General features: G+C 58.4%; 23 protein-coding genes. 6 read left to right on the top strand and 17 right to left on the bottom strand.

Annotated elements, in window-relative coordinates; all coding sequences use genetic code 11:
• Positions 1 to 2: 2 nt before the first annotated feature.
• The gene (gene yfmF / locus MCG44_RS07190) at positions 3 to 1,286 is read right to left on the bottom strand and encodes an EF-P 5-aminopentanol modification-associated protein YfmF (RefSeq protein WP_240287499.1); all 1,284 of its coding nucleotides are present in this window, start codon (positions 1,284 to 1,286) and stop codon (positions 3 to 5) included.
• 190 nt (positions 1,287 to 1,476) lie between these two features.
• A complete protein-coding gene (locus MCG44_RS07185) occupies positions 1,477 to 8,649 on the bottom strand; it encodes a GH36-type glycosyl hydrolase domain-containing protein (RefSeq protein WP_240287497.1) in 7,173 nt (2,390 codons plus the stop codon).
• Between the two features lie 225 nt (positions 8,650 to 8,874).
• Here MCG44_RS07185 and ylxM point away from each other — a divergent pair, with 225 nt between their 5' ends.
• The 6 genes from ylxM (at position 8,875) to MCG44_RS07155 (ending at position 13,002) form a co-directional block, all read left to right on the top strand.
• Positions 8,875 to 9,240 carry a YlxM family DNA-binding protein gene (gene ylxM, locus MCG44_RS07180; protein WP_147571996.1) on the top strand — a complete coding sequence of 122 codons (366 nt, stop codon included), beginning with the start codon at positions 8,875 to 8,877 and terminating at the stop codon, positions 9,238 to 9,240.
• Positions 9,241 to 9,243: 3 nt separating this feature from the next.
• On the top strand, positions 9,244 to 10,617 hold the full coding sequence (gene ffh, locus MCG44_RS07175) for a signal recognition particle protein (protein WP_240287495.1): 1,374 nt from the start codon (positions 9,244 to 9,246) through the stop codon (positions 10,615 to 10,617).
• A gap of 147 nt (positions 10,618 to 10,764) precedes the next feature.
• Positions 10,765 to 11,004: a 30S ribosomal protein S16 gene (gene rpsP / locus MCG44_RS07170; RefSeq protein WP_147571998.1), complete on the top strand. Its 240-nt coding sequence runs from the start codon at positions 10,765 to 10,767 to the stop codon at positions 11,002 to 11,004.
• Positions 11,005 to 11,024: 20 nt separating this feature from the next.
• Positions 11,025 to 11,255 carry a KH domain-containing protein gene (locus MCG44_RS07165; RefSeq protein ID WP_186853238.1) on the top strand — a complete coding sequence of 77 codons (231 nt, stop codon included), beginning with the start codon at positions 11,025 to 11,027 and terminating at the stop codon, positions 11,253 to 11,255.
• 101 nt (positions 11,256 to 11,356) lie between these two features.
• Complete coding sequence (gene rimM, locus MCG44_RS07160; protein WP_147572000.1) at positions 11,357 to 11,854, top strand: ribosome maturation factor RimM; 498 nt, start codon at positions 11,357 to 11,359, stop codon at positions 11,852 to 11,854.
• On the top strand, positions 11,854 to 13,002 hold the full coding sequence (locus tag MCG44_RS07155; RefSeq protein ID WP_186853236.1) for an AI-2E family transporter: 1,149 nt from the start codon (positions 11,854 to 11,856) through the stop codon (positions 13,000 to 13,002). Before rimM ends, MCG44_RS07155 begins: the two co-directional genes overlap by 1 nt.
• Positions 13,003 to 13,041: 39 nt before the next feature.
• On the opposite strand, the gene MCG44_RS07150 is transcribed toward MCG44_RS07155, so the two are convergent.
• The 15 genes from MCG44_RS07150 to MCG44_RS07080 form a co-directional block, all read right to left on the bottom strand.
• On the bottom strand, positions 13,042 to 13,815 hold the full coding sequence (locus MCG44_RS07150; RefSeq protein WP_147572002.1) for a helix-turn-helix domain-containing protein: 774 nt from the start codon (positions 13,813 to 13,815) through the stop codon (positions 13,042 to 13,044).
• 273 nt (positions 13,816 to 14,088) lie between these two features.
• A complete protein-coding gene (locus tag MCG44_RS07145; RefSeq protein ID WP_240287493.1) occupies positions 14,089 to 14,295 on the bottom strand; it encodes a hypothetical protein in 207 nt (68 codons plus the stop codon).
• 2 nt (positions 14,296 to 14,297) lie between these two features.
• Positions 14,298 to 14,588: a hypothetical protein gene (locus MCG44_RS07140; protein ID WP_240287491.1), complete on the bottom strand. Its 291-nt coding sequence runs from the start codon at positions 14,586 to 14,588 to the stop codon at positions 14,298 to 14,300.
• Positions 14,578 to 14,781: a hypothetical protein gene (locus MCG44_RS07135; RefSeq protein ID WP_240287490.1), complete on the bottom strand. Its 204-nt coding sequence runs from the start codon at positions 14,779 to 14,781 to the stop codon at positions 14,578 to 14,580. The genes MCG44_RS07140 and MCG44_RS07135 overlap by 11 nt, the downstream gene beginning before the upstream one ends.
• A gap of 82 nt (positions 14,782 to 14,863) precedes the next feature.
• Positions 14,864 to 15,721 (bottom strand): hypothetical protein, encoded by an 858-nt coding sequence (locus tag MCG44_RS07130; protein WP_240287488.1) that lies wholly within the window; start codon positions 15,719 to 15,721, stop codon positions 14,864 to 14,866.
• Positions 15,722 to 15,738: 17 nt separating this feature from the next.
• Positions 15,739 to 16,197, bottom strand: coding sequence for a hypothetical protein (locus tag MCG44_RS07125; protein WP_147570785.1), 459 nt, complete (start codon positions 16,195 to 16,197; stop codon positions 15,739 to 15,741).
• Between the two features lie 166 nt (positions 16,198 to 16,363).
• The gene (locus MCG44_RS07120; protein WP_240287486.1) at positions 16,364 to 16,537 is read right to left on the bottom strand and encodes a hypothetical protein; all 174 of its coding nucleotides are present in this window, start codon (positions 16,535 to 16,537) and stop codon (positions 16,364 to 16,366) included.
• Complete coding sequence (locus tag MCG44_RS07115; RefSeq protein WP_147570786.1) at positions 16,534 to 16,824, bottom strand: hypothetical protein; 291 nt, start codon at positions 16,822 to 16,824, stop codon at positions 16,534 to 16,536. Before MCG44_RS07115 ends, MCG44_RS07120 begins: the two co-directional genes overlap by 4 nt.
• A complete protein-coding gene (locus MCG44_RS07110; RefSeq protein ID WP_240287484.1) occupies positions 16,821 to 17,000 on the bottom strand; it encodes a hypothetical protein in 180 nt (59 codons plus the stop codon). The genes MCG44_RS07115 and MCG44_RS07110 overlap by 4 nt, the downstream gene beginning before the upstream one ends.
• A 14-nt stretch (positions 17,001 to 17,014) precedes the next feature.
• Complete coding sequence (locus tag MCG44_RS07105; protein WP_240287482.1) at positions 17,015 to 17,197, bottom strand: hypothetical protein; 183 nt, start codon at positions 17,195 to 17,197, stop codon at positions 17,015 to 17,017.
• Between the two features lie 200 nt (positions 17,198 to 17,397).
• Positions 17,398 to 18,780, bottom strand: coding sequence for a virulence-associated E family protein (locus MCG44_RS07100; protein WP_240287480.1), 1,383 nt, complete (start codon positions 18,778 to 18,780; stop codon positions 17,398 to 17,400).
• 32 nt (positions 18,781 to 18,812) lie between these two features.
• Complete coding sequence (locus tag MCG44_RS07095; protein ID WP_147570790.1) at positions 18,813 to 19,082, bottom strand: hypothetical protein; 270 nt, start codon at positions 19,080 to 19,082, stop codon at positions 18,813 to 18,815.
• On the bottom strand, positions 19,079 to 19,282 hold the full coding sequence (locus MCG44_RS07090; RefSeq protein ID WP_240287478.1) for an excisionase family DNA-binding protein: 204 nt from the start codon (positions 19,280 to 19,282) through the stop codon (positions 19,079 to 19,081). Before MCG44_RS07090 ends, MCG44_RS07095 begins: the two co-directional genes overlap by 4 nt.
• Positions 19,279 to 19,542: a hypothetical protein gene (locus MCG44_RS07085; protein WP_240287476.1), complete on the bottom strand. Its 264-nt coding sequence runs from the start codon at positions 19,540 to 19,542 to the stop codon at positions 19,279 to 19,281. Before MCG44_RS07085 ends, MCG44_RS07090 begins: the two co-directional genes overlap by 4 nt.
• Positions 19,539 to 19,742, bottom strand: coding sequence for a helix-turn-helix domain-containing protein (locus tag MCG44_RS07080; protein WP_240287474.1), 204 nt, complete (start codon positions 19,740 to 19,742; stop codon positions 19,539 to 19,541). Before MCG44_RS07080 ends, MCG44_RS07085 begins: the two co-directional genes overlap by 4 nt.
• Positions 19,743 to 19,864 lie beyond the last annotated feature (122 nt).

Raw genomic sequence — 19,864 nt, 5'->3', positions numbered from 1 at the left:
GCTCAACCCTCCTTGCTCTTCAGGAAATATACAGTGTCCAGCTCCAGCTTCCGGGCCACGGCGGACACCTGCTCCCGTGTGACCTCCTCAAACTGGGCGGTCAGCTCCGGGATGGTGGTATCCAGGCCAGCGGCGGCCTGGCCCAGCCAGAACTCCTCCTGCCGGCCCTGGTCGTCCAACGTGGCCAAGTGGCCGCCGATCAGGGTGCGCCTGGCTCCCTCCAGCTCCCAGTCCTGGATCTCACCCCGGCGGATGGCCTCCAGTTGGGACAGGATCTCGTCCTTTGCCGTCTGGTATTTGTCAAACTCGATGCCAGAGGACACCAGGACCAGCCCCTTCATCTTCTCCAGCATAGAGCTGGCGTAATAGCACAGGGACAGCTTCTCCCGGACGTTCATAAAGAGCTTGGACAGAGTAGTCCCGCCAAAGATGGCATTGAACATGGTCAGGGCGGGGTAGTCCTCCTCCCAGCAGGTAACGCCTCCGGTGCGGAAGCCCAGGGCCAGCTTGCCCTGGCTCACGTCCATGGCCTCCTCCACCACCTGGGGCTGGGGTCCGGCCGTGACGCGTACCTCGCAATCCGGGTCCAGGCGCTCTCCGCTTATCGGAAGGGCAGCCAGAGCGGTACGCAGGGCCCCCTCCGCCCGCTCGGGCTGGGCGGAGCCGCAGTAGTAGACCTCAATGGCCGCCCCCTTCAGCAGCTCCTGATAGCGCCGCCAAAGGGAGTCAGGGGTGATGGCCGCTACGCTCTCCTCATCCCCCAGCTTGTCCACCCCAAAGGCCTCCTCTCCGCACATAAGCTGAGTAAGGCGGTAAGTGGCGTAGGTCCGCTTGTCATTGATCTGGCTCCGGATCCGGTCGGTCAGGTTGTTCTTCTCCTGGTCCGTATACTCGGAGCAGAAGCAGCCGTCCTGGGTGTAGGGAGAGAGCAGCATCTCCCCCAGAAGGGCGGCTGCAGACTCCAAAATCTTTTCTCCCTCCAGGGCGTAGGCGTCGTCCAGAAAACTAGCCACAAAGCCCACACACTGGGTCTCTCCTTTTTTGCGGACCAGCGGCTCAATGGCGCCTCCGTACAGCTCGTCCAGAGCCGCGGACAGGGACTCCATGTCCGGGTGGGCGGCCGTGCCACGGCGGAGGACATAGGGGATCAGGGCGTTAGCCGCCGCCGTGTCCCGGTCCAGGGGAGCCAGCAGAGTGATAGAAAGATAGGAGCTTTTGAATTTGTCGGTGTGGACCGTACGCAGCCACACACCGGGAAAGAGCTCCCGGCGAGTCGTTTCAGACATAAAACAGTTCCTTTCTCCGGATAGTAAAAAGGGACGAACCCTTTTTTCTCAGCTTGGATATCATACCACGATTTGGCAGGGAAAGTAAAGAGCTGTGAACAGGTTCGGAGCTCTCTCCATGGCTAATCGAGCCTGTTTTTCCCACGCTCCTTCCTCCAGAGGGCCCCGCCCTGGAACCGCTGTTCCAAGCTCAGGGGATGACCACCCTCAGGTGATGCTCTCCCTCCAGTTCCTTCAGCGCCACCTCGTCCACAGGCTGTCCGTCCAGCAGGGCCGCATCAGCCTCTCCCCGCTCAACCCGGATCAGCAGCGTACCACGCTCCAGCCGCCACTCCGCCTGATAGCCCGGCCAGTCGGATGGCAGCCTGGGCTGTACCCGCAGACGTCCCTCCTTGACCTTTAGTCCAAGCAGCTCCTGGACCGCCACCTGCCAGTACCAGCCCGCCGCCCCGGTATACCAGCTCCAGCCTCCCTGTCCTTCTCGGCCGGTCGCGTAAGATACGTCGGCAGCTAAAACATAGGGCTCCGCCCGGTATCCCTCCGTCGCGTGGCAGGCAGGCAGCAGCGCCCGCAGCACCTCCCAGCCTTCCCCTGCCCTTCCCAGACGGAAGCAGGCCATGGCCAGCCAGACCGCGCCGTGGGTATACTGCCCGCCATTTTCCCGCACACCGGCCGGGTAGCCTTTGATATAGCCGGGGTCCTTTCGTCCTTTTCCGTCGAAAGGAGGATCAAAGAGACGGACCACCTGTCGCTCCCGGTCAAAGAGCCGGGTCAGCGCGGCGGACACCGCCCGGTCCGCCCTCTCCCGGTCCGCTCCCTGGGGCAGTACGGAGAAGGACTGGGCGATGGAGTCGATCTGACACTGATCGCTCTCCCGGCTGCCCAGGGGAGTCCCATCGTCATAGTAGCCCCGGCGGTACCAGTTCCCGTCCCAGGCCGCCTGGGCCGCCGCCAGGTACTTCTCTCCCTGGGCCAGCAGCTCCTGGGCCAGCTCCTCCTCCCCGCTTCGCTGGCAGAGGGGGGCAAAATCCTGAAGCACCATAGTCAGGAACCAGGTAAGCCACACCGACTCACCCCTTCCGGCGGCCCCAACCCGGTTCATGCCGTCGTTCCAATCCCCGCCGCCCATCCGTGCCAGTCCATGGGACCCGGTTCCCCGGTCCAGGACGCACTGGATGGCAGACAGGGCGTGGTGGTAAAGGGTATCTGTCTTGGAGCTGACTTGAGGGACCTCATACCGCTCCATCTCTTTGGGCTCCAGGGGCCTGGATGTCAGATAGGGGACCTGCTCCTTCAGTACCTCCCAATCCCCGGTGACAGAGCAGTAGCGGCACAGCACCCAGGGCAGCCAAAGCAAGTCGTCCGAGATGCGGGTCCGTACACCGGCCCCTGCCGGCGGGTGCCACCAGTGCTGGACATCCCCCTCCTCAAACTGACGGGAGGCGGCCAACAGCAGCTGTTCTCTGGCGCGCTGAGGCCAGGTATACAGGAGCGCAGCCACATCCTGAAGCTGGTCCCGGAAGCCGAAGGCGCCGCCGTTCTGGTACTGGGAGGTCCGCGCCATCAGTCGGCAGGCAGTCACCTGGTACAGGCACCAGCCGTTGAGGTAGTGGTCCAGCGCCCGGTCCGGGGTGGACAAGGTAAGGGAGGACACCCGCTCCCTCCACCATGTCAGGGTCTCGCCCCTCAAATCCAAATACCGCTTAGTGGAAAACCGGGATTCCAGCCCTCTGTGTCCCGGCTCTGTGACCAGAGTCAAAGGCAGTCCCTGGGCAAGAGGGCGGGCCATGGGCTCACCCTCTCCCATGCGGTAGGAGAGTGTCCCGCTTGTTCCTGCCAGGGTGAAGGTCAGGATCCGCTTTGTCCCAATGAGAGGTACAAACGCCTCTGTTACCAGCCGTCCTGTCCCCATCTGCTTTTCCCACCGTGCAAAGCCCGGTCCGTAGGTGACCGTACAGGGACAGCCGTCGCCATCAGCAAAGACAGACCACTCCTTCTCCTCTAAGTTTACCATGATTTTTTCCGGTCCACCGATTGCCAGAGGGTCATTGCTCCATGGAGTCAGTTTTCCTTCCCTGGAATTTCCCCCTGTCCAGAGCAGCCCGCTTCCTGTCTCATCAGTGAGCCATCCGAATTGAGAATTACATAACACCTGGCTCCAACCCACTGGAGGGAGCGCCTTCCCTGTCCGGATGAGGACGGTCCCCTCCTCCCCCGCCCTCCATTCCGGCTGGGCCAGGGAGAGGCGGACCGGGGTGGCGGGGGAGAGTTTTTCCTCTCTCTGCTCTCCCGGTCCCATAGGGAGGATCACCCTGGCCCAAGCCAGAGCGGCAGGGGCCGCTCCGCTGTCCGCCAGGTGGATTCCCCCCTTCGCCCCCAGAGCCGATTCGGCCCCCAGCGTCTTCAGTTCCTCGGTTAGAGCAGTACGCAGGGGGCGGCGATAGTCGCCCCCCTCTTCCACCAGCAGGACCAGGTCAAAGGGATATCCAGAACGGATCAGGAGCTGGTGCCACCGGCACCAGAGGACAGCCTGTTCTCGCCCCTCCCCCTCGGTCACTGGACCCACCGCCAAGGGAAAGTCCCCCGAAATTCCATAGGGCCACAGGGCGCTCTTTGGCGGCCGTTCCCCCGGCTCCTCTGCCGCGGACAGCCGGGACAGCAGTTGGAACGCCTCTATCCCCTGCCGCTCTGTCAGGGATAGCTTTCTCGCCAAAGGAGCCAGAGAGGCTGCCTCCCCCGCCTGTCCTCTCAGGATGTTCCTTGCTCCCGTGGAGGCCGCGGCCAGGGTATCTCCAGCTCCCAGTGCCAGGGCGAACACCGCCCGCTCCCCTGGCTCCAGTAATACCGGGAAGCGGACCATCAGGCAGGGATCTGTGCCCACCCCCCGCTCCAGGGGACCGGCCCTCCGGCCACCCAGAGCCCTGAGCCCCCCCCTGCCAAGGGCAGAGGCCCGGTCCAGGCAGGCTGTGATCCCCTCCCCCTCCCAGAGGACAGCCAGGGACAGGCTCTTTTCCTCCCCCCTGGGACGGCGCTGAAAGAGAACGCCGTGGTCATCCAGCTCTCCCTCCAGAAACAGGCGGGAGAAGGCGGGGTGGGACTGGAAATCGGCCAGTGGGCACAGTACCGGCTCCAGATAGGCGAGCAGCTCGCCCTCCAGCCGCCCCTCCCCGGTCCAGGATAGCTCTACTCTACGCAGCTCCCCGTTTTCTCGCCGGGGGACGGCCAGGGTGGTCCGGGTGGCCAATCCTTCCCAGGTAAAAGTCCAGGCGGCTCCGGCGCTGTGAAACTCCCAGCTATATTCTCCCTTCTGGTACAGAGGGGCCGGGGTCAGGCCGAAGATCCCCTCTCTCCCCTGGAAAAATAAGGATATTCCGGCCGGGGCATAGTATTGTCCGAGCTTGGCCAGGGTGATCTGGCAGTCCCCCATCCGGGAGGCGGTAAGGCCGTTGTCACAGGCCAGGACCGACCAGCTACCATTAGACACCAGATGGCACTCCGGCGCCAGACGCCCAAACTCCCGCCCTGCCCGCACCAAAGCGGGGCCCTGGACGGGCCTGAGTTTTTCCGGGATGTCCCGCTCCGTCTGGCGCATGATAGGCGCCCCCACAGGGACCCGCTCCTGGAGCAGCTCCCGATAGGCGGCCATGTCGCAGTCCTTCATAAACCGCCGCTGCATCACATTGTCGTTGAGGGCGTTGTCAATGGCAATCAGGCTCATCCCCAAGTGGTGAGACATATAGGAACGGACCACCTCATGGTCCTGTCCCTCCGTCATCCGGGCAGGGGTATAGTCCACCGCCTCATATAGACCATAGGGCCCCTCCAGTCCCATATCCCGGAGTCTCCGCAGGTTGCGCAGGGCGCTTCGGGGAGCCAGCAGGAGGGCCAGGAAGGAGGAGTAGGGGGAGACTACCAGCTCGGAGTCCAGCCCCCGCTTCAGCCCTAGGGCCTGGACCCCGTGGGCCTTGTACTGGTAATTCATGCCGGGGTCAAAGGCGTAGAAGGCGGATTCCGAGATGCCCCAGGGAGTATGGGTCTTGTTCCCCCGCCGCTTCTGGGCATAGACGCAGAAGGACAGGGATTCGTACATAAAGGAATTTGGCTCGCAGGGCAGCAGCAGGTTGGGCATGAAGTATTCGAACATGGTCCCCGTCCAGGAGGCCATACCGCTGTAATCGTTGTCCCCCAGCATCATCCTGCCCAGCCTTCGCCAGTGCCGGGGCGAGACTTCTCCACGGGCTACGGAGATGAAGCTGGTCTGACGGGCCTCGCTGGCCATCAGGTCATACCACCCCGGCGTCAACCGGTCCCGCTCCGCCTCGTATCCAATGGAGAACAGCCTCCTCTCCCGGTCATAGAGGGGAGCGCAGTCCATAGCGTCGGACAGGCGCTCCGCCCGGCGGGCCAGTACATCCTCCCCCCACTGGTACAGCCCCTCCCGCAAAGCGATGAGGCAGCCCCGGAGATTGCCGCTGTCCACTGTGGACACATACCGGGGCTGGAGGGGCCGGAGGGAGGCGGTGTCGTACCAGTTGTACAGATGTCCCCGCCACTTCTCAAGCTCCTCTATTGTATCCAGAATGTGGGAAATGAGGTCGATCCCCCGCTCCCGCGGGATCAGCTTCAGGTCCGCCGCCGCCATGACAGACAGCAGAGCCATTCCGATGTTGGTGGGGGAGGTCCGTCGGGCCAGTCCCTGGCTGGGCTGCTCCTGCCAGTTGTCCGGAGGGAGAAAGTGGTCCTCCTGCCGGAGGAAGGCGTCAAAATATCCCCAGATGAGGGCCCCCTGGTGGAGGAGAAAGCTCCGGTCCGTGGGGGGCAGCTCCTTGCCCTTTTTGCCGGGCCTGCTGATGGCCCAGGCCAGAGCTGGAGCCATCAGCCACACCACGCCCACCAGCCGTCCGATGCGCAGTTGGGCCAGAAGAAGCACGGCACCCCCTATGACCACGGAAAACCAGCATTTTTTCCCGTAGAACCATAGGCCGTCTCTCCCCTTTTCCGCCTGAGCGGCAGTGACCCAGGCCAGCAGGCCCCTCTTGGTGACGCCCATCCGCCACAGGGCCGTTGCGGCGGCGGTGGCGGCGGTATATGCCTGATATGGCAGAAGAACCAGCTGGAGGGCGGTCTGCAGGATGACTCCCGCCAGCCCGGCGATGACCGTGGAATGGTAGCGGCGGTGTTTACCGTTCCGCCGCCTGGCAGCCAGCTCCGCTCCGGAGAGCAGCAGGTTGGAGGCGGCGGCCAACACCGCCACGCCCCCCGCCCAGGCGAAAGCCCGGCCCGAAAAGCAGATGCCAAGCACCAGGGCTGCCAGGGTGCCCACCGGAGACAGAGAGCGGCGAAGATTGTCAAAGATTTTCCACCGGGCCAGAAGGGACAGCGGATTGCCCTCGGTCCCACCCTGGCCATCAGGAACCTGGTTTTTCAGCCAGGGCAGCAGCTGCCAGTCCCCCCGGATCCATCGGTGGAGCCGGGCAAAATAGCCGTACACTTTATAGGGGCAGCCGTCGGTCAGCTCCACCTCCCCCAGCAGGCCCGCCCGGAGGTAGCTGCCCTCCAGCAGGTCGTGGGACAGGATGGCGTTCTCCGGAAAACGGCCATCGAGGCAGGTGAAGAAGGCCTCCACCTGGAAAATTCCCTTTCCGGTATAGGTGCCCTGGTCAAAGAGATCGTGGTACACGTCGCTGGCTGTGGAGCCATAGGGGTCCACGCCCCCCAGGCCACCATAGACACGGGAGAAAAAGGACCGGTTGGCCGCCTCCAGTTCCACGGCCACCCGCGGCTGGAAGAGGGCGTGTCCAGAAGTGACGACCCGCCGCTGTCCGTCCACCACCGGCTGATTCAGGGGATGGGCCATAGCCCCCACCATCTCACGGGCGGTGCCTACGTTCAGGCTGGTGTCGCCGTCCAGTGTAATGACATATGTCACCTCACGCAGCCAGTCCTCCTCCCCCACCTCTGTCCGCAGGCCGGTCGGCTTCCTTTTCAGCAGACGGACCAGTTCGGTGAGGGCCCCCCTTTTTCTCTCCCAGCCCATATACTTCTCGTCCTGGGCACTGAAGGCCGGCCGGCGGAAAAAGAGATAGAAACCGCCGCCGTATTTCTCATTGAGAGCTTGGATAGCTCTATGGGCGCTGGTCACCCAGGCAGCTCCCTCCTCTCCCATTGGGGCAGCGCCGTCAGGCAGATCGGCCAGAATGCCGAAGCGCAGCTCTGGACCGCTGTCCCGGTTGGCCAGCCGGTATCGCTCCAGCAGGGCGGCCAGCTTGGGGCCGCTGTCCTCCCCAGTGAGCAGGGACACGACCACGCAAAGGGTGCGATTCTCCCTTGGGATACCTCCCTCCAACTCCATCCTGGGGACGGGCCGGGGAGGCACTATCCGAACCAGGCCAAAGTCCAGGACGTTCTTCACGATATCGGACAGAGGAAGCAGTAGGAGCAGGGACAGCCACAGGCTCCCAGCGGCCACACACAGGCCCGCCGCCAAAGCCAGAGACAGCCCAACCACCGCCCCCCCATAGCCCAGCCCGGAGGGAAGGCGCTTCTCCCGACCCAGAGGCTGCCGGTACAGGTACCAGCCGATATGTCTGGCAGCCCCCGTCCCCCGTTTGGCCAGTTCCAGGGCCTTACGGGCGGTCTGGCTCTCCTCCAGGCGGAATTTTTTGGCCAGGCGGCACACCTGCTGGCGGTAGCGCCGCCTGGTGTCGTCGTCCATGTGGGGATAGTGGCCTGAGGGGTCCTGGGTCAAAATCTCTTCCACTCGGCTGATCTCCTCCAGCAGAGGGCCCCAATTCTCCCCCTCCAGCGCACGCAGGGCAGAAAAGAGATGCTCCAGCCGTCCAGGGTCAGTCCGCCCCTGCCGGAGCTCCTCCAACTGTCCGGCCTCCTGGGCCAGCTCCTGGATCAATTCTATCGCCAGGACCGGGACCAACAGGGATAGTTCCCGTTCCGTCAGCGGCTGAACAGTCTGAAAGGCTTTCAAATACCAGGTCAAACGCTCCCGCTCCAGGTGAGGGACCGCCCACACTCCTCCCCTGACACAGCGTTGGAGCAGGGCCCCTCCCTGTCCGTCCCCACGAAGCGGACCGGCCTTCTTCAGTGCCCGAAGGGCCTCCTCCCCCTCCCGCACCGCCAGGTAGTGGTTGTCCAGCAGCCACTCCACACTGGGCGGCAGGACCGCTTTCCTCTGGCTCCATTCACTCAGCTCCTCCTGAACCCGGTTCAGGATGGACAGATCCCTTTTCAGCCGTCGGACCAGCCGTCGGACCGGCACCTTCCCCCGCGGCTTCAGCTCCCGGGCGGCGTTGACGGCGTATTTGGTCAGATGGGCGTCGTCCATGGGGACATTGGGGGTATGGGACATGGCGATGTACCTCCTGTCAGTGTAAGTCACCGCGGCGCGCGGCCGGACCACTTCCGGTTCTTCGCTCCGCTATTTCTCCAGTTTCCCCCTCCTTCTGGGTGAATATACCAAAGCAAAGCCCTCTGCCCGCAAGGAATTTGACTTGACAACAGGAGAAAAATATGGTATGATTCCGTTTGTAAAGTTAATTGCCTTTACATTTTTTGTTTGAGGAGGTCAGTACCTATGAAAAGTCAGGCTTATCGCATGGCCATGCTCTATGATTTTTATGGCGATGTGCTCACTGACCGCCAGAAGGAATTTTATGACCTCTATTACAACGAGGACCTGTCCCTGGGCGAGATCGCTGAGAACTATGGCATCACCCGCCAGGGAGTCCGGGATGTTATCGTCCGGGCCGAGGCCATCCTCACCGAGTTGGAGGACAAGACCGGCCTGATCAAGCGGTTCCACACCATGCACAGCCAGTTGGAGCAGCTCCGCCAGGACGCCCAGCAGTTGGTGGAATTGGCCGCACAGCGGGACCAGGCCGACATGGAGCTGCTGGCCCTCCGGGTGCGGGATACCGCTGACCAGCTGTTAAAGGAGTAATCCATGGCATTTGAAGGACTTTCTGAAAAGCTGTCCGCCGCCTTTAAAAAGCTGAGGGGCAAGGGCCGCCTGTCCGAAGCCGATGTGAAGGAGGCCATGCGTGAAATCCGCCTGGCCCTTCTGGAGGCCGATGTCAGCTATAAGGTGGTCAAGCAGTTCGTGGCCCAGGTCACGGAGAAGGCTGTTGGGGCCGACGTGCTGGAGGCCCTGTCCCCGGCCCAGCAGATCATTAAGATCGTCAACCAGGAGCTTACCGAGCTGATGGGCGGGGCCAGCGCCAAGCTGACCATCGCCTCCAAGCCCCCTACGGTGGTCATGATGGTTGGCCTTCAGGGCGCCGGTAAGACTACCAACGGCGCCAAGCTGGCCGGTTTGATGAAGAGGCAGAACGGCAAGCGGCCCCTGCTGGCCGCCTGTGATATCTACCGCCCCGCCGCCATCAAGCAGCTGGAGGTAGTGGGTGAGCAGTTGGGCATCCCCGTCTTTCAGATGGGGCAGACAGATCCAGTGCATATCGCCAAGGCCGCGGTGGAGCACGCAATCAAACATGGCAATGACATGGTGTTCCTGGACACTGCCGGACGGCTCCATGTGGATGAAGCACTGATGGATGAACTACGCAAGATCAAGGCCGCTGTTTCTCCCACTGAGATCCTGTTGGTAGTGGACGCCATGATCGGCCAGGATGCGGTCAACGCCGCCAAAGCCTTTGATGACGCCTTGGATATCGACGGTGTAGTGCTCACCAAGCTGGACGGCGACGCCCGGGGCGGCGCTGCCCTCTCCATCCGGGCAGTAACTGGAAAACCCATCAAGTTTGTGGGCATGGGGGAAAAGCTGGACCAAATCGAGGTCTTTCACCCCGACCGGATGGCCAGCCGCATCCTCGGCATGGGCGACGTTCTCTCCCTTATTGAGAAGGCGGAGCAAAACTTCGATCAGAAGAAGGCTCTGGAGCTTCAGGAGAAGTTACGGAAAAACAAGTTTACCCTGTCCGACTTCTATGATCAGATGGTCCAGCTAAAGGGCATGGGCTCCCTGTCTGATATCGCCGGTATGCTTCCCGGCGTCAAGGCCTCTGATTTGGAAGGGGCCGCGCTGGATGGGAAGGCTCTCCAGCGAATGGAGGCCATCATCACTTCCATGACCCCCTATGAGCGGGAAAATCCCAGTATTCTCAATTCCAGTCGAAAAAAACGCATCGCCGCCGGATCTGGCACTCAGGTGGTGGATGTAAATCGACTACTCAAGCAGTTTGAGATGCTTCAGGCCATGACAAAGCAGTTTTCCGGCGGCAAGATGCCCAGAAGCCTGCGTAAGATGATGGGAAAAAAGGGCGGGATGATGCCTGGAATGGGACGGGGATTCCCTTTCTGAGACAGCCGCCAGTATAGGCCCCAGGGAGCGGAGCGCCAGATGCCCAAAGTGTATCTGAAGCAGAGCGGACTCCGCGCTGATGAGGTTGGTAAAGCGCCGCACGCGCTTTCCATATAAATCTATCAATTCATTTGGAGGTGAATATAAATGGTTAAGATCAGACTGCGCCGCATGGGCGCCAAGAAGGCTCCCTTCTATCGTATCGTGGTGGCTGACTCCCGCTATCCTCGGGACGGCCGTTTCATCGAGGAGATCGGCATTTACAACCCTGTCGCCAACCCCGCCGAGCTGAATGTGGATGTGGAGCGCGCTCAGGCCTGGATCAAGACCGGCGCTCAACCCACTGAGACCGTCCGTGATCTGCTGAAAAAAGCCGGTGCTCTGTAAGGCTGGAGGTTTTGCACACAATGAAAGAGCTTCTGACCTATGTCGCCCAAAACTTGGTGGAGCACCCGGAGCAGGTGTCAGTCACCGAGGCCGAGGGCGACGGCGAAACCGTCCTGGAGCTGCGGGTGGCTCCCGAGGATATGGGTAAGGTGATTGGCCGCCAGGGCCGCATCGCCAAGGAGATCCGTGTCTTGGTCCGCTCGCTGGCTCAACGGTCTGGAAAACGTGTTTCCGTAGAGATCGTCGACTAAAACAAAGGCGCAGGCTTTTCCTGCGCTTTTGTTTTCTTTCCATTTTCCTGGCGGCTTTCCGCCGCCTGTGATATAAAATTTTCTGCAACGGAGGCTATGCCATGCCGGCACAATATTTGGAAGTGGGCAAGATCACCAATGTCCACGGCGTCATGGGAGAGGTGCGGGTCCAGCCCTGGGCTGACTCTCCGGAATTTTTGTGCAAGTTCAAAACCCTCTATGTAGATCAGTCCCATTGGCCTATCCAGGTGGAGCGGGCCCGCGTCCATAAAAACATGGTTATCATCAAGTTTCAGGGGATCTGTGACGTTCCTTCTGCCTTAGCCATGCGCAACGCCATCTTGTATATTGACCGTAAGGATGCCCATCTCCCTCAGGGAGCCTTTTTCCTGGCCGATATCTATGGGCTAGAGGCCCGTGACGCCCAGTCTGGACAAGTCCTAGGCAAGGTAGAGGACATTCTTACTTTGCCCGCCAACAATGTCTATGTCATCCGGGGCGGGGAGCGGGAGCTGATGATCCCCGCCGTCCCCCAGTTCATCGAGGAGACCAATGTGGAGGGCGGCTACCTGAAGATCCATATGATGGAGGGTCTGTAATGAAACGGGAATGGATGGGGGCTGCCCGGCTGGGTGTGGTCCTGTTTCTCCTTTATCTGGCTATCCACTACTGGGGAGCCCTGTCCTCCCTGCTCCTCTTGGGGCTGGGGGCCGCCTTCCCCCTGGTTCTGGGCGCCGTTATCGCTTACGCGGTCAATATCCTCATGAGCCTGTATGAGGGCTGGTACTTCCCCGATACCAAGAGTCCCTTTGTCATCAAAAGCCGCCGGCCGGTCTGCCTGCTTTTGGCTTTTGCCAGTCTGATCGCCATCGTTTTCCTCCTCATCCGCATGATTCTTCCTGAGCTGTTAGAGTGTACCCTGGTTCTCATCCAGGAGGTAGTGCCTATGCTGGAGAAACTGAGTGAAAATCTGGACCTGTCCCAGTTCTTCTCCATCTCCAGCACCGCGCTGGCAGATGGCTCCATTAACTGGAAGGAGGTCATCACCTCCATTACTCAGTGGCTGGTCAAGGGAGTAGGTGGTGTCATGGGCTCGGTACTGTCCCTGGTTTCCGCCACGGTTTCCACCGCCTTTACCGCCGTCGTGAGCATCATTTTCTCCATCTATCTACTCTTGGGCAAGGAGAAGCTGGGCCGCCAGATCTCCCTAGTTATGAAGACCTATCTGAAGCCGGCCTGGTACAGCCATCTGGTTTACTTTCTTGAAACTCTCCACTCCTGTTTCCGCCGCTTCGTGGTGGGCCAGTGTACAGAAGCCGTCATCCTGGGCCTGCTGTGTATGGGCGGCATGATGCTGTTGCGGTTCCCTTACGCCTCCATGGTGGGAGCTCTCATTGGCTTTACTGCCCTGATCCCTGTGGCCGGCGCTTACATCGGCGCCGGTGTGGGAGCCTTTATGATCTTTACTGTATCACCCTTCCAATCGCTGTTCTTCCTGATTTTTATCGCGATCCTGCAGCAGCTTGAGGGCAATTTAATCTACCCTAAGGTAGTGGGCTCCTCCATTGGCCTGCCCGGTATCTGGGTGCTGGCTGCTGTCACCATTGGCGGCGGCGTCCTCGGCATTGGCGGGATGCTGCTGGCTGTCCCCTTGGCCGCTGCCCTCTACCAGATGCTGCGGGTAGATGTGGCCCGGCGCAACGCCCCCCCCTCCCCACCCTCAGCGCAGGAATCAACAGAGGAATGACAAAACGCGGAGGACGTTATGCGTCCTCCGCGTTTTCTGTTACCGGCCAATACAAAACATCAGAACGCTCCTGATCCAGTCGGGCGCTCCGGTCTGCCCAATGGCCTGGAAAATGGCTTCCCGTGTGTCAGACAGCCCCATCGTCATCGCCGCACGGGCATCCTGTCCTATGGCCAGAAGGTCCGCGGTAGCCGCACTGCCTACCGCCACATCCCGGGCCATCGCCGCGCCACCGGCGGCGTATATCCCGACAGAGCTTCCTCCAATGGCCAGATAGCCGAAGGCACAGCCTCCTACCGCCACATACCCCAGAGCGATCCCGCCCATCGCGAGCAGGCCGAGGGCCATTCCGGCCAGGGCCAACAGCCCCATTCCAAAGGCCCCTACTGTGATTCCCCCCAGCGCAAAGACCCCGATGGATAGCGCACCCACCGAAACATTGCCGATGGCAACAACACCTCTGGCGACACAGAAGCCCCGCTGTGCCAGGTTAATATGGACCAGCGGCAGCCCAAAGACGGTACACTTGCTTTTATACTCATAGTGCCAGCTGTTATAATGGTAGTGGTTCTCCACCACCACTGGGCCGTTCTGGGCGGCGGCACATGATTCCATCTCATGACCAGTGATGAGCCAGTCCAGCGTCACGTTAAAATACCGGGCCAGGGCGGTCAGGTTATCCATATCAGGCCGGCTTGTGCCTGCCTCCCACTTCTGCACCGCCTGGCGGGTCACCCCCACCAGATTGGCTAGTTCCTCCTGAGAAAGCCCAGACCGCTTGCGCAGGTCATAAAGCCGATTTTGAAATTCCATACTGTCCCCCTCTTTTGTTTTGTTCCTGAGTCGGTGTTCAGCATAGCAAATTTCAGTGAACAGCGCAACCAAAAGCTGTATTCAATTTGACAACCGCCGGTTGCGGATACTTATTGCAAGCATCGGAATATGGTTGAATTGTATAGCAGAAAGCCCCATATATCAAGGGATTTATGGAACTACATTGAAACAGGTAGACAAGAAAGGCAATCGCTAAAGGGAAAACATAAGGGAAAACAGGAGCCGCCCTGTAAGGGTAGCTCCTGCCTTTCTTTACTCTATCACACAGTCAGGCACTTCGTACCTCAACAGGGCATCAACGTCGCTTAAATCATTTCCTTGAAGTACGCGGATAAACTCACTATTGGTTTCTATGAGTTCGTCAATACCCATTTCTTTCTCTACTCCCTCTTGTGTGAGCGCCAGCACGACAAGCCGCTGTGGGCGAATCCGGTTTACCTTTTTCTCCAATTCTTTCAAAGTCATACCATATCACTCTCCAAATCACCCATCAGATCAGAAAGCCCGCCACGCCTGATACCATCGTCTATCAACTCATACAGTGACCGTGACAGGCTATCAATATCACCCTCTCCATGCGGATAAGCTACGATTCTTCCCCTGGGCGTCTCTACGCCATGCGACACCAAGTAGGAGAAAACATCTTCCTCCGTTATAAATGTGGAACCGTCCTCCAGCAGAAACACGGTGGGCTTTCGCGCCCTCTGATATTCCTGAATCGCCGCCTCCAACCGTTTCACTCTACCGTCCATTCTTGCCTCCCAATTCCTCCACAATCTTTTCCAGTTCGTCCAGTTTGGCTTGCTGGTCGTCAACCCGGATAGCACCCAGGCAGACGTTGCAGCCGTACAGGATAGCATTGGCCGTCTTGGGGTCTATCTCCCCATTCAACAGCATATTGGTGATCCTGTTGACCGCCCGCCGGACTTCTCTGGAGGTCGTCATTTTTAATCGTTTCTTTTGCATGATACTCTCCATATAGGCAAGGGAGCGCATGGACTATTGCCCACACGCCCCCTATATTCTATCAACCCGCGCCAGCGGTGACAGGCTGGTAATAAATGGCCTTTGTCTTGTTGTCCAGCACAAAGGCGTCATAGCAGATACGGCCCTCCACAAGCGCACCAGACAGGCCGGGCGGGTCCTGGTGTACCCGGTAATCTTCCAGCTTGACGGGGGCCACAGTAGCCGACGGATGGGCCAGCATAAAGCCGAAATTCTCAGGCAGTCGCACCTTCGGCACCTTCACCACAGAAGCGCCGTCCAGGTTGGCGATTACGCCTTTCACCCGCATCTCCTGGCCCACATCAGTATCCAGCACGATTTCCGGGCACTGCTTCATCAGGGCATAGACAGCGGGCGTCACCAGCAGCACGCGCTCTGTCTCCGGTACCTCAGCATCGTCCAGGGTTTCGGACGCCTTCAAAATCTCGGTGTAAATGTTCTCGGCGGTCAGCGCAACGGCGGCGGCTTTGGTGCCTGCCTTAGTCGCCATTACGCCATAAACATAGCTGTCCACTTCGGGGATAACAACTTCCCTATCCTGCCGGGAAAGGGCCGTTGCCCCGGCAAGCTGCTGGGCGGTTTCGTCCGTGTCCAGCTTGTCAATCGCAAAGGTAAAAGAGCGGTCTTTCGTCAGGGTCATTTCCTCGGTGGTAGCGTCCAGGCCAGCCACAGGGCCGAAGCGGCTCCAGTTGGTGGCGGTATCTTCCCCGGCTCGGTCATAGTCGTTCATCTGGGAAGTGCCGATCTTATAGACTTTGATGGTGTGCGCCCCAGTCCAGTCAAAATCCTGGTTTGTCAGCATGGACAGCTTGCTTTCATTCTTAAACTGTTCATCCACATAAGGGGCAAACTTGGTTACAAGGTCAATGGTATTCGCCATTCAGATCACTCCTAAAATCAAATTTTAGGCTTGAAGGCGGCGGCGATCCGGGGGTCTACTCCACCGGAATTACTTGGCGGATGCGGTACATCAGCGCCAGTGATCTTTGTTTCAATTCTAAGGCCAATTGTGTCAATCAGTTTTTCCGCCTTGGCCTTGAATTTCTCGGTGTCGCTGGTGTCCAGCACCTCCAGTAAGGCGGTTTTATACTTATCCTTAACAGGTAGGCTGTCAAGGTAGTCCTGGCAAGCCGCCCGGTTCTCGCGGGCCTCCAAAGCCTTTTCGCGCTCTCTGAGCGCCTTTTCACGCTCGTCCTCCTGGGGCTGCTGGGTCAGCTTCTCCCGCTCTCGGGCCAGCCGTTCGGAGACGATGCGGTTTACTTCTTCTTGGGTAAATGTGCGGCCCTGGCCCCCGTCTGCCTCCGGGGTGGGAGTAATGGGCTGCTCGGTATTCGTGGCATTGATCTCGTTGCTCATAATAACCTCCGTTTTACGCCGTGAGTGCGGCTGAATATAAGAAAGAGGCATGAGAACAGCGTCAAAACTGTTTCCCATGCCTCTGATCGGCTAACCCTTGTGGGCGGTACTCATGCCTATTTCTTTATAAATATTATACCACATCAGGGGGGATAGTACAAGTGTTTTATTTGTCCCGGCAAGGGTTTTCGGGCTTTTTAGTGGTCAAATAGATGTGCTTAAATGGGGGGTGACGGTCACTTTTCCGCACTTTCATATTGGGGGAAATGCGGCGGAGCGCCGCCACCGATGTGGTGACGGCCTCCTCCTCGTCTGGTATGTATGCAATGGTGATCTTCACTGTGCGGCCTCCTTCCCGGCCATATATGCCCTATCACACCACCAGCAGATACTTTCCCAAATGTGTAAAAATTTTTTGTTATCTTCTTTGCCCCGCAGTCTGAGAAATTCTTTTACCATTTCAATGGTAATTGAGTTCTCCTTGCCGTCTACCCCCTCTTGATAGGAAATATTGGTAAGGTCTACGACAGCATCAGCAAGTTTCAATTCAAAATCATCTAACTTGCGATTGATTCCTTTTTCCTGATATGCAACAAACGCCTCTGGTGTGGTTGGGAATGTAATCATCTCTTGCAATCCTCCTTGTTTTCGTTTACAATGGAGGCGGAAACAGCCTTGTCAATCTGTTCCACCCTGCCGTCCCAGGTGTTACCAGCGCCGGGGGCGGCTTCTTCTTTGCACTCGCAGACCTCCCCAGGGTCCAGGTGCGCCCCGCACAGGGGGCAGGTTTTGTAATAGCTCATAATATCGCTCCTTTTCATCGTTTTGGGGTAAGCAATACCCCAACATCGCCGCCGCCAAGGTCAATGATCTTTGTGCCCAATTCCTGGGCCGTGGTCAGGAAACAGCCGCCGCCGGGATGATCTATGTAGCGGTCCGGGCAATCCTTTTCACAGGGCTTACCATCCAGGGGACAAATTACATCCTTTACTCTGTTCATGTAGTTCTCCTTTCTGTATAGTGGTGGTGAGGTAGGTGGGGTAACTCTCTATAACTTTATATTTTTATAGCCATATACAACCTATTTCCTCATTATTTTTAGTTTTGTATTATTTAGGTCACCATGGTCACCATATAGGCCGTAATCGTTGTGGCTCAATGGATTGGGCGTGGTGACCTTAATTCGATTTTACGTCACCACTAGGTCACTATCCTCACCATATTACTCTCAAAATGCTTTAATGGAAGCAGGGTTTCAGGGTATCCGCGCCATGTCCGGGTCAATTCTGGCCTATTCGTGGTGACCATGGTGACCTTGGGTGACGTAGTCTCATCTAACGCTACATCATCAAAAATACTATTCGTTATCCTCCTGAGCGCCCTGCCCACTCGTCCGGCATCCGCATTTCCAGACATCAGTCTGGCAAGTTCTCCTGTACGCCACCACTCCCACTGACTGAATGGAAGGGAATAGTCAAGTAGTTCTCGAAGCTCCAACTCATAAGGCAGAGGGGCCTCAAATTCCCGGTTATCTGATTGAAGCTCCTTGATCTCCTGGTCATCCAGGCGGAAAAAGCCGGGGTCTGCCTGATATAAGTGGTAAGTCTGGAACCAGAGTTGGTCCACCCATCCATGAGGGAGTGTAAAAAGCGCCTTTTTGTCGATACAGGTGACGGGGACTGTCCAAAAACGGCGGCTCCCTGTTTCATCCTTTAGATAGTCCTTTGGATTGACAGTCCCGCAAAAGGAAGTCCGCCGTGGAGCTCTTGTATCCCTGCGGGCGTAAGGCATCCGAATACGATCTTCCGGGCGAGTGACAAACGCTTTGAGCGACATCTGCTCTTTCTTTAATGTGCTGTCAAGCTCTCCTAACTCTGTGATCCATCCTGAAAGGGCCGTGATCAGGCTGTCTTTTGCGCCCATGTCAATAATAGCGCCTTCTACAAACCACCGGGGGAAAGGTGTCATCACCCGAAAGAATGAAGTCTTAGCCAAACCTTGCTCTCCCTGGAGGACCAATACCCCGTCCGCCCCGATAGGATGTTTGTCGTCATTGAGGCCAAGGGCCACGCATTGACAAAACCATTTTGTTATGTAGGTCTGATATCTGGGAGACGTTACTCCAAGAATACGGAAGATCTCCGGAAAGCGGTCCTCTCCATCCCAGGCCCCAGATTGTAGGTATTCCTTTACTGGGTTATATCGGTTTTGATCCGCAATACAAGCCAATATCCCATCCAGGCCCTGGGCTGTGGCTCCTCGGAAACCACAGGACCGCAGATAATCCGCCAGGTATACCGGAAGAACATTGGCGGCATTATCCTTTGAATAACAATCAGGTAGCCCCGATACTTCCGCTTCTTTCAGCAGTTGATTGTACCGGAGAGTTACTCCCAACTCTTGAAGGGCCACGGTCACCGCTTCGATACTTACAAATTTCCCGGTCTGCTGGCCTTCTTTCTCATTCTGGGAAGCCTCTGCGTTTAGGCTTTCTCCACGCTCTGCCAGTCGTTCAGCGGCGGCCACAATCTCATCCAGCGGGATACCTCGTTGCAACTGGTCCTGTATCTGCTCCGCCGCCATTCCATGCGTGATTAGAAAATCTATTGCCCCGCTCAATCTCCCACCGCCCCACGATACAACTCTTTCAGGTCCACCACGGCCTCCCGCTTGTCCCCCTTCGTGACGGAGATCACAGAATAGCCGCCCTTCTCAAAATACCGCTTGATGTGGTCGGTGATCTCCACGCCGACGATGCCAGCCGCCCGGATGGTGTCAGCGTCCAGCACCACAGTTTCCTTGTTCACCGTCCGGGGCTTGCTCTGCCGCAGATCCACATACTCCACCGTGTACCCGGTCATGTTGATGGTCTTAGTGTTTTTCATAGTGCTACCTCCAATTTGTTTCCTTCGTTGGCCTTGACCCACTCGGCCAGCCCCTCTCGGCTTATCCGCACACGGTGGCCGATGCGGATCACTGGAAAGCCCGGTATGTGGGTCAGCGCATACCCGGTCTTGCTGCTGATGCCCAGCTCGTCCGACATTTCGGATACGGACATGGTCAGCCGTTGCACTCGCTCTGTCATGCTCTCACCGCCTCTTTTTCAGGTGTTAGGGGCTGGGGTATGTAATCATTCTCGTTTGAATGGTTAAGGTCTGAATCGCTAACTTGAATAGGCGTTTTTGAGGAAAAAGCAGGGTTTCCGCCCTTACCCTTCCTTGCTGGATTGTTACCAAATCGGAACGGGTACAAGGTACAGTCCGGGCATGGGCACAGCCTTACCTCATTAGCCTGTCCGCCGCAACAATCCAAGCACTTTGCTCTGATCGCTTTCAATGGGGTCATACTCTCACCTCCTCGATTAGTTCGGATACCGGGACCCCCAGCCCCAGCGCCAGCTTGCCCGCTGTCTTTGGCTCACAGGTTCCCCGCCGAATGATGGTGCTGATGTTCTGCCGGGAAATTCCACAGCTTTCAGATAGCGCCGCTTTGGTCATTCCCCGTTCAGCCAGCAGGGTTTCAATTTTCGTTGTACTGATGTTCATTGGTTCACCTCCGCTCAAAATCGTTCCGAATTTGTTCCGCAGCCTCATAATAGCACCGAAATCGCTCCGTGTCAATAATTTTCAAAAATTTTTGTTCCTTTTTTGTTCCGATCGTGTTATAC

The sequence above is a fragment of the Lawsonibacter sp. OA9 genome, assembly GCF_022440585.1.
Note: the sequence above shows the minus strand (reverse complement) of the source record. Positions and strands in the feature narration are given on the sequence as shown.

What these genes read in the sequence shown, in the direction of transcription:
- yfmF (WP_240287499.1), bottom strand. Translation starts at nt 1,286, where the DNA reads ATGTCTGAAACGACTCGCCGGGAGCTCTTTCCCGGTGTGTGGCTGCGT.
- MCG44_RS07185 (WP_240287497.1), bottom strand. Translation starts at nt 8,649, where the DNA reads ATGTCCCATACCCCCAATGTCCCCATGGACGACGCCCATCTGACCAAA.
- ylxM (WP_147571996.1), top strand. Translation starts at nt 8,875, where the DNA reads ATGAAAAGTCAGGCTTATCGCATGGCCATGCTCTATGATTTTTATGGC.
- ffh (WP_240287495.1), top strand. Translation starts at nt 9,244, where the DNA reads ATGGCATTTGAAGGACTTTCTGAAAAGCTGTCCGCCGCCTTTAAAAAG.
- rpsP (WP_147571998.1), top strand. Translation starts at nt 10,765, where the DNA reads ATGGTTAAGATCAGACTGCGCCGCATGGGCGCCAAGAAGGCTCCCTTC.
- MCG44_RS07165 (WP_186853238.1), top strand. Translation starts at nt 11,025, where the DNA reads ATGAAAGAGCTTCTGACCTATGTCGCCCAAAACTTGGTGGAGCACCCG.
- rimM (WP_147572000.1), top strand. Translation starts at nt 11,357, where the DNA reads ATGCCGGCACAATATTTGGAAGTGGGCAAGATCACCAATGTCCACGGC.
- MCG44_RS07155 (WP_186853236.1), top strand. Translation starts at nt 11,854, where the DNA reads ATGAAACGGGAATGGATGGGGGCTGCCCGGCTGGGTGTGGTCCTGTTT.
- MCG44_RS07150 (WP_147572002.1), bottom strand. Translation starts at nt 13,815, where the DNA reads ATGGAATTTCAAAATCGGCTTTATGACCTGCGCAAGCGGTCTGGGCTT.
- MCG44_RS07140 (WP_240287491.1), bottom strand. Translation starts at nt 14,588, where the DNA reads ATGGACGGTAGAGTGAAACGGTTGGAGGCGGCGATTCAGGAATATCAG.
- MCG44_RS07135 (WP_240287490.1), bottom strand. Translation starts at nt 14,781, where the DNA reads ATGACGACCTCCAGAGAAGTCCGGCGGGCGGTCAACAGGATCACCAAT.
- MCG44_RS07130 (WP_240287488.1), bottom strand. Translation starts at nt 15,721, where the DNA reads ATGGCGAATACCATTGACCTTGTAACCAAGTTTGCCCCTTATGTGGAT.
- MCG44_RS07125 (WP_147570785.1), bottom strand. Translation starts at nt 16,197, where the DNA reads ATGAGCAACGAGATCAATGCCACGAATACCGAGCAGCCCATTACTCCC.
- MCG44_RS07115 (WP_147570786.1), bottom strand. Translation starts at nt 16,824, where the DNA reads ATGATTACATTCCCAACCACACCAGAGGCGTTTGTTGCATATCAGGAA.
- MCG44_RS07110 (WP_240287484.1), bottom strand. Translation starts at nt 17,000, where the DNA reads ATGAGCTATTACAAAACCTGCCCCCTGTGCGGGGCGCACCTGGACCCT.
- MCG44_RS07105 (WP_240287482.1), bottom strand. Translation starts at nt 17,197, where the DNA reads ATGAACAGAGTAAAGGATGTAATTTGTCCCCTGGATGGTAAGCCCTGT.
- MCG44_RS07100 (WP_240287480.1), bottom strand. Translation starts at nt 18,780, where the DNA reads ATGGCGGCGGAGCAGATACAGGACCAGTTGCAACGAGGTATCCCGCTG.
- MCG44_RS07095 (WP_147570790.1), bottom strand. Translation starts at nt 19,082, where the DNA reads ATGAAAAACACTAAGACCATCAACATGACCGGGTACACGGTGGAGTAT.
- MCG44_RS07090 (WP_240287478.1), bottom strand. Translation starts at nt 19,282, where the DNA reads ATGACAGAGCGAGTGCAACGGCTGACCATGTCCGTATCCGAAATGTCG.
- MCG44_RS07085 (WP_240287476.1), bottom strand. Translation starts at nt 19,542, where the DNA reads ATGACCCCATTGAAAGCGATCAGAGCAAAGTGCTTGGATTGTTGCGGC.
- MCG44_RS07080 (WP_240287474.1), bottom strand. Translation starts at nt 19,742, where the DNA reads ATGAACATCAGTACAACGAAAATTGAAACCCTGCTGGCTGAACGGGGA.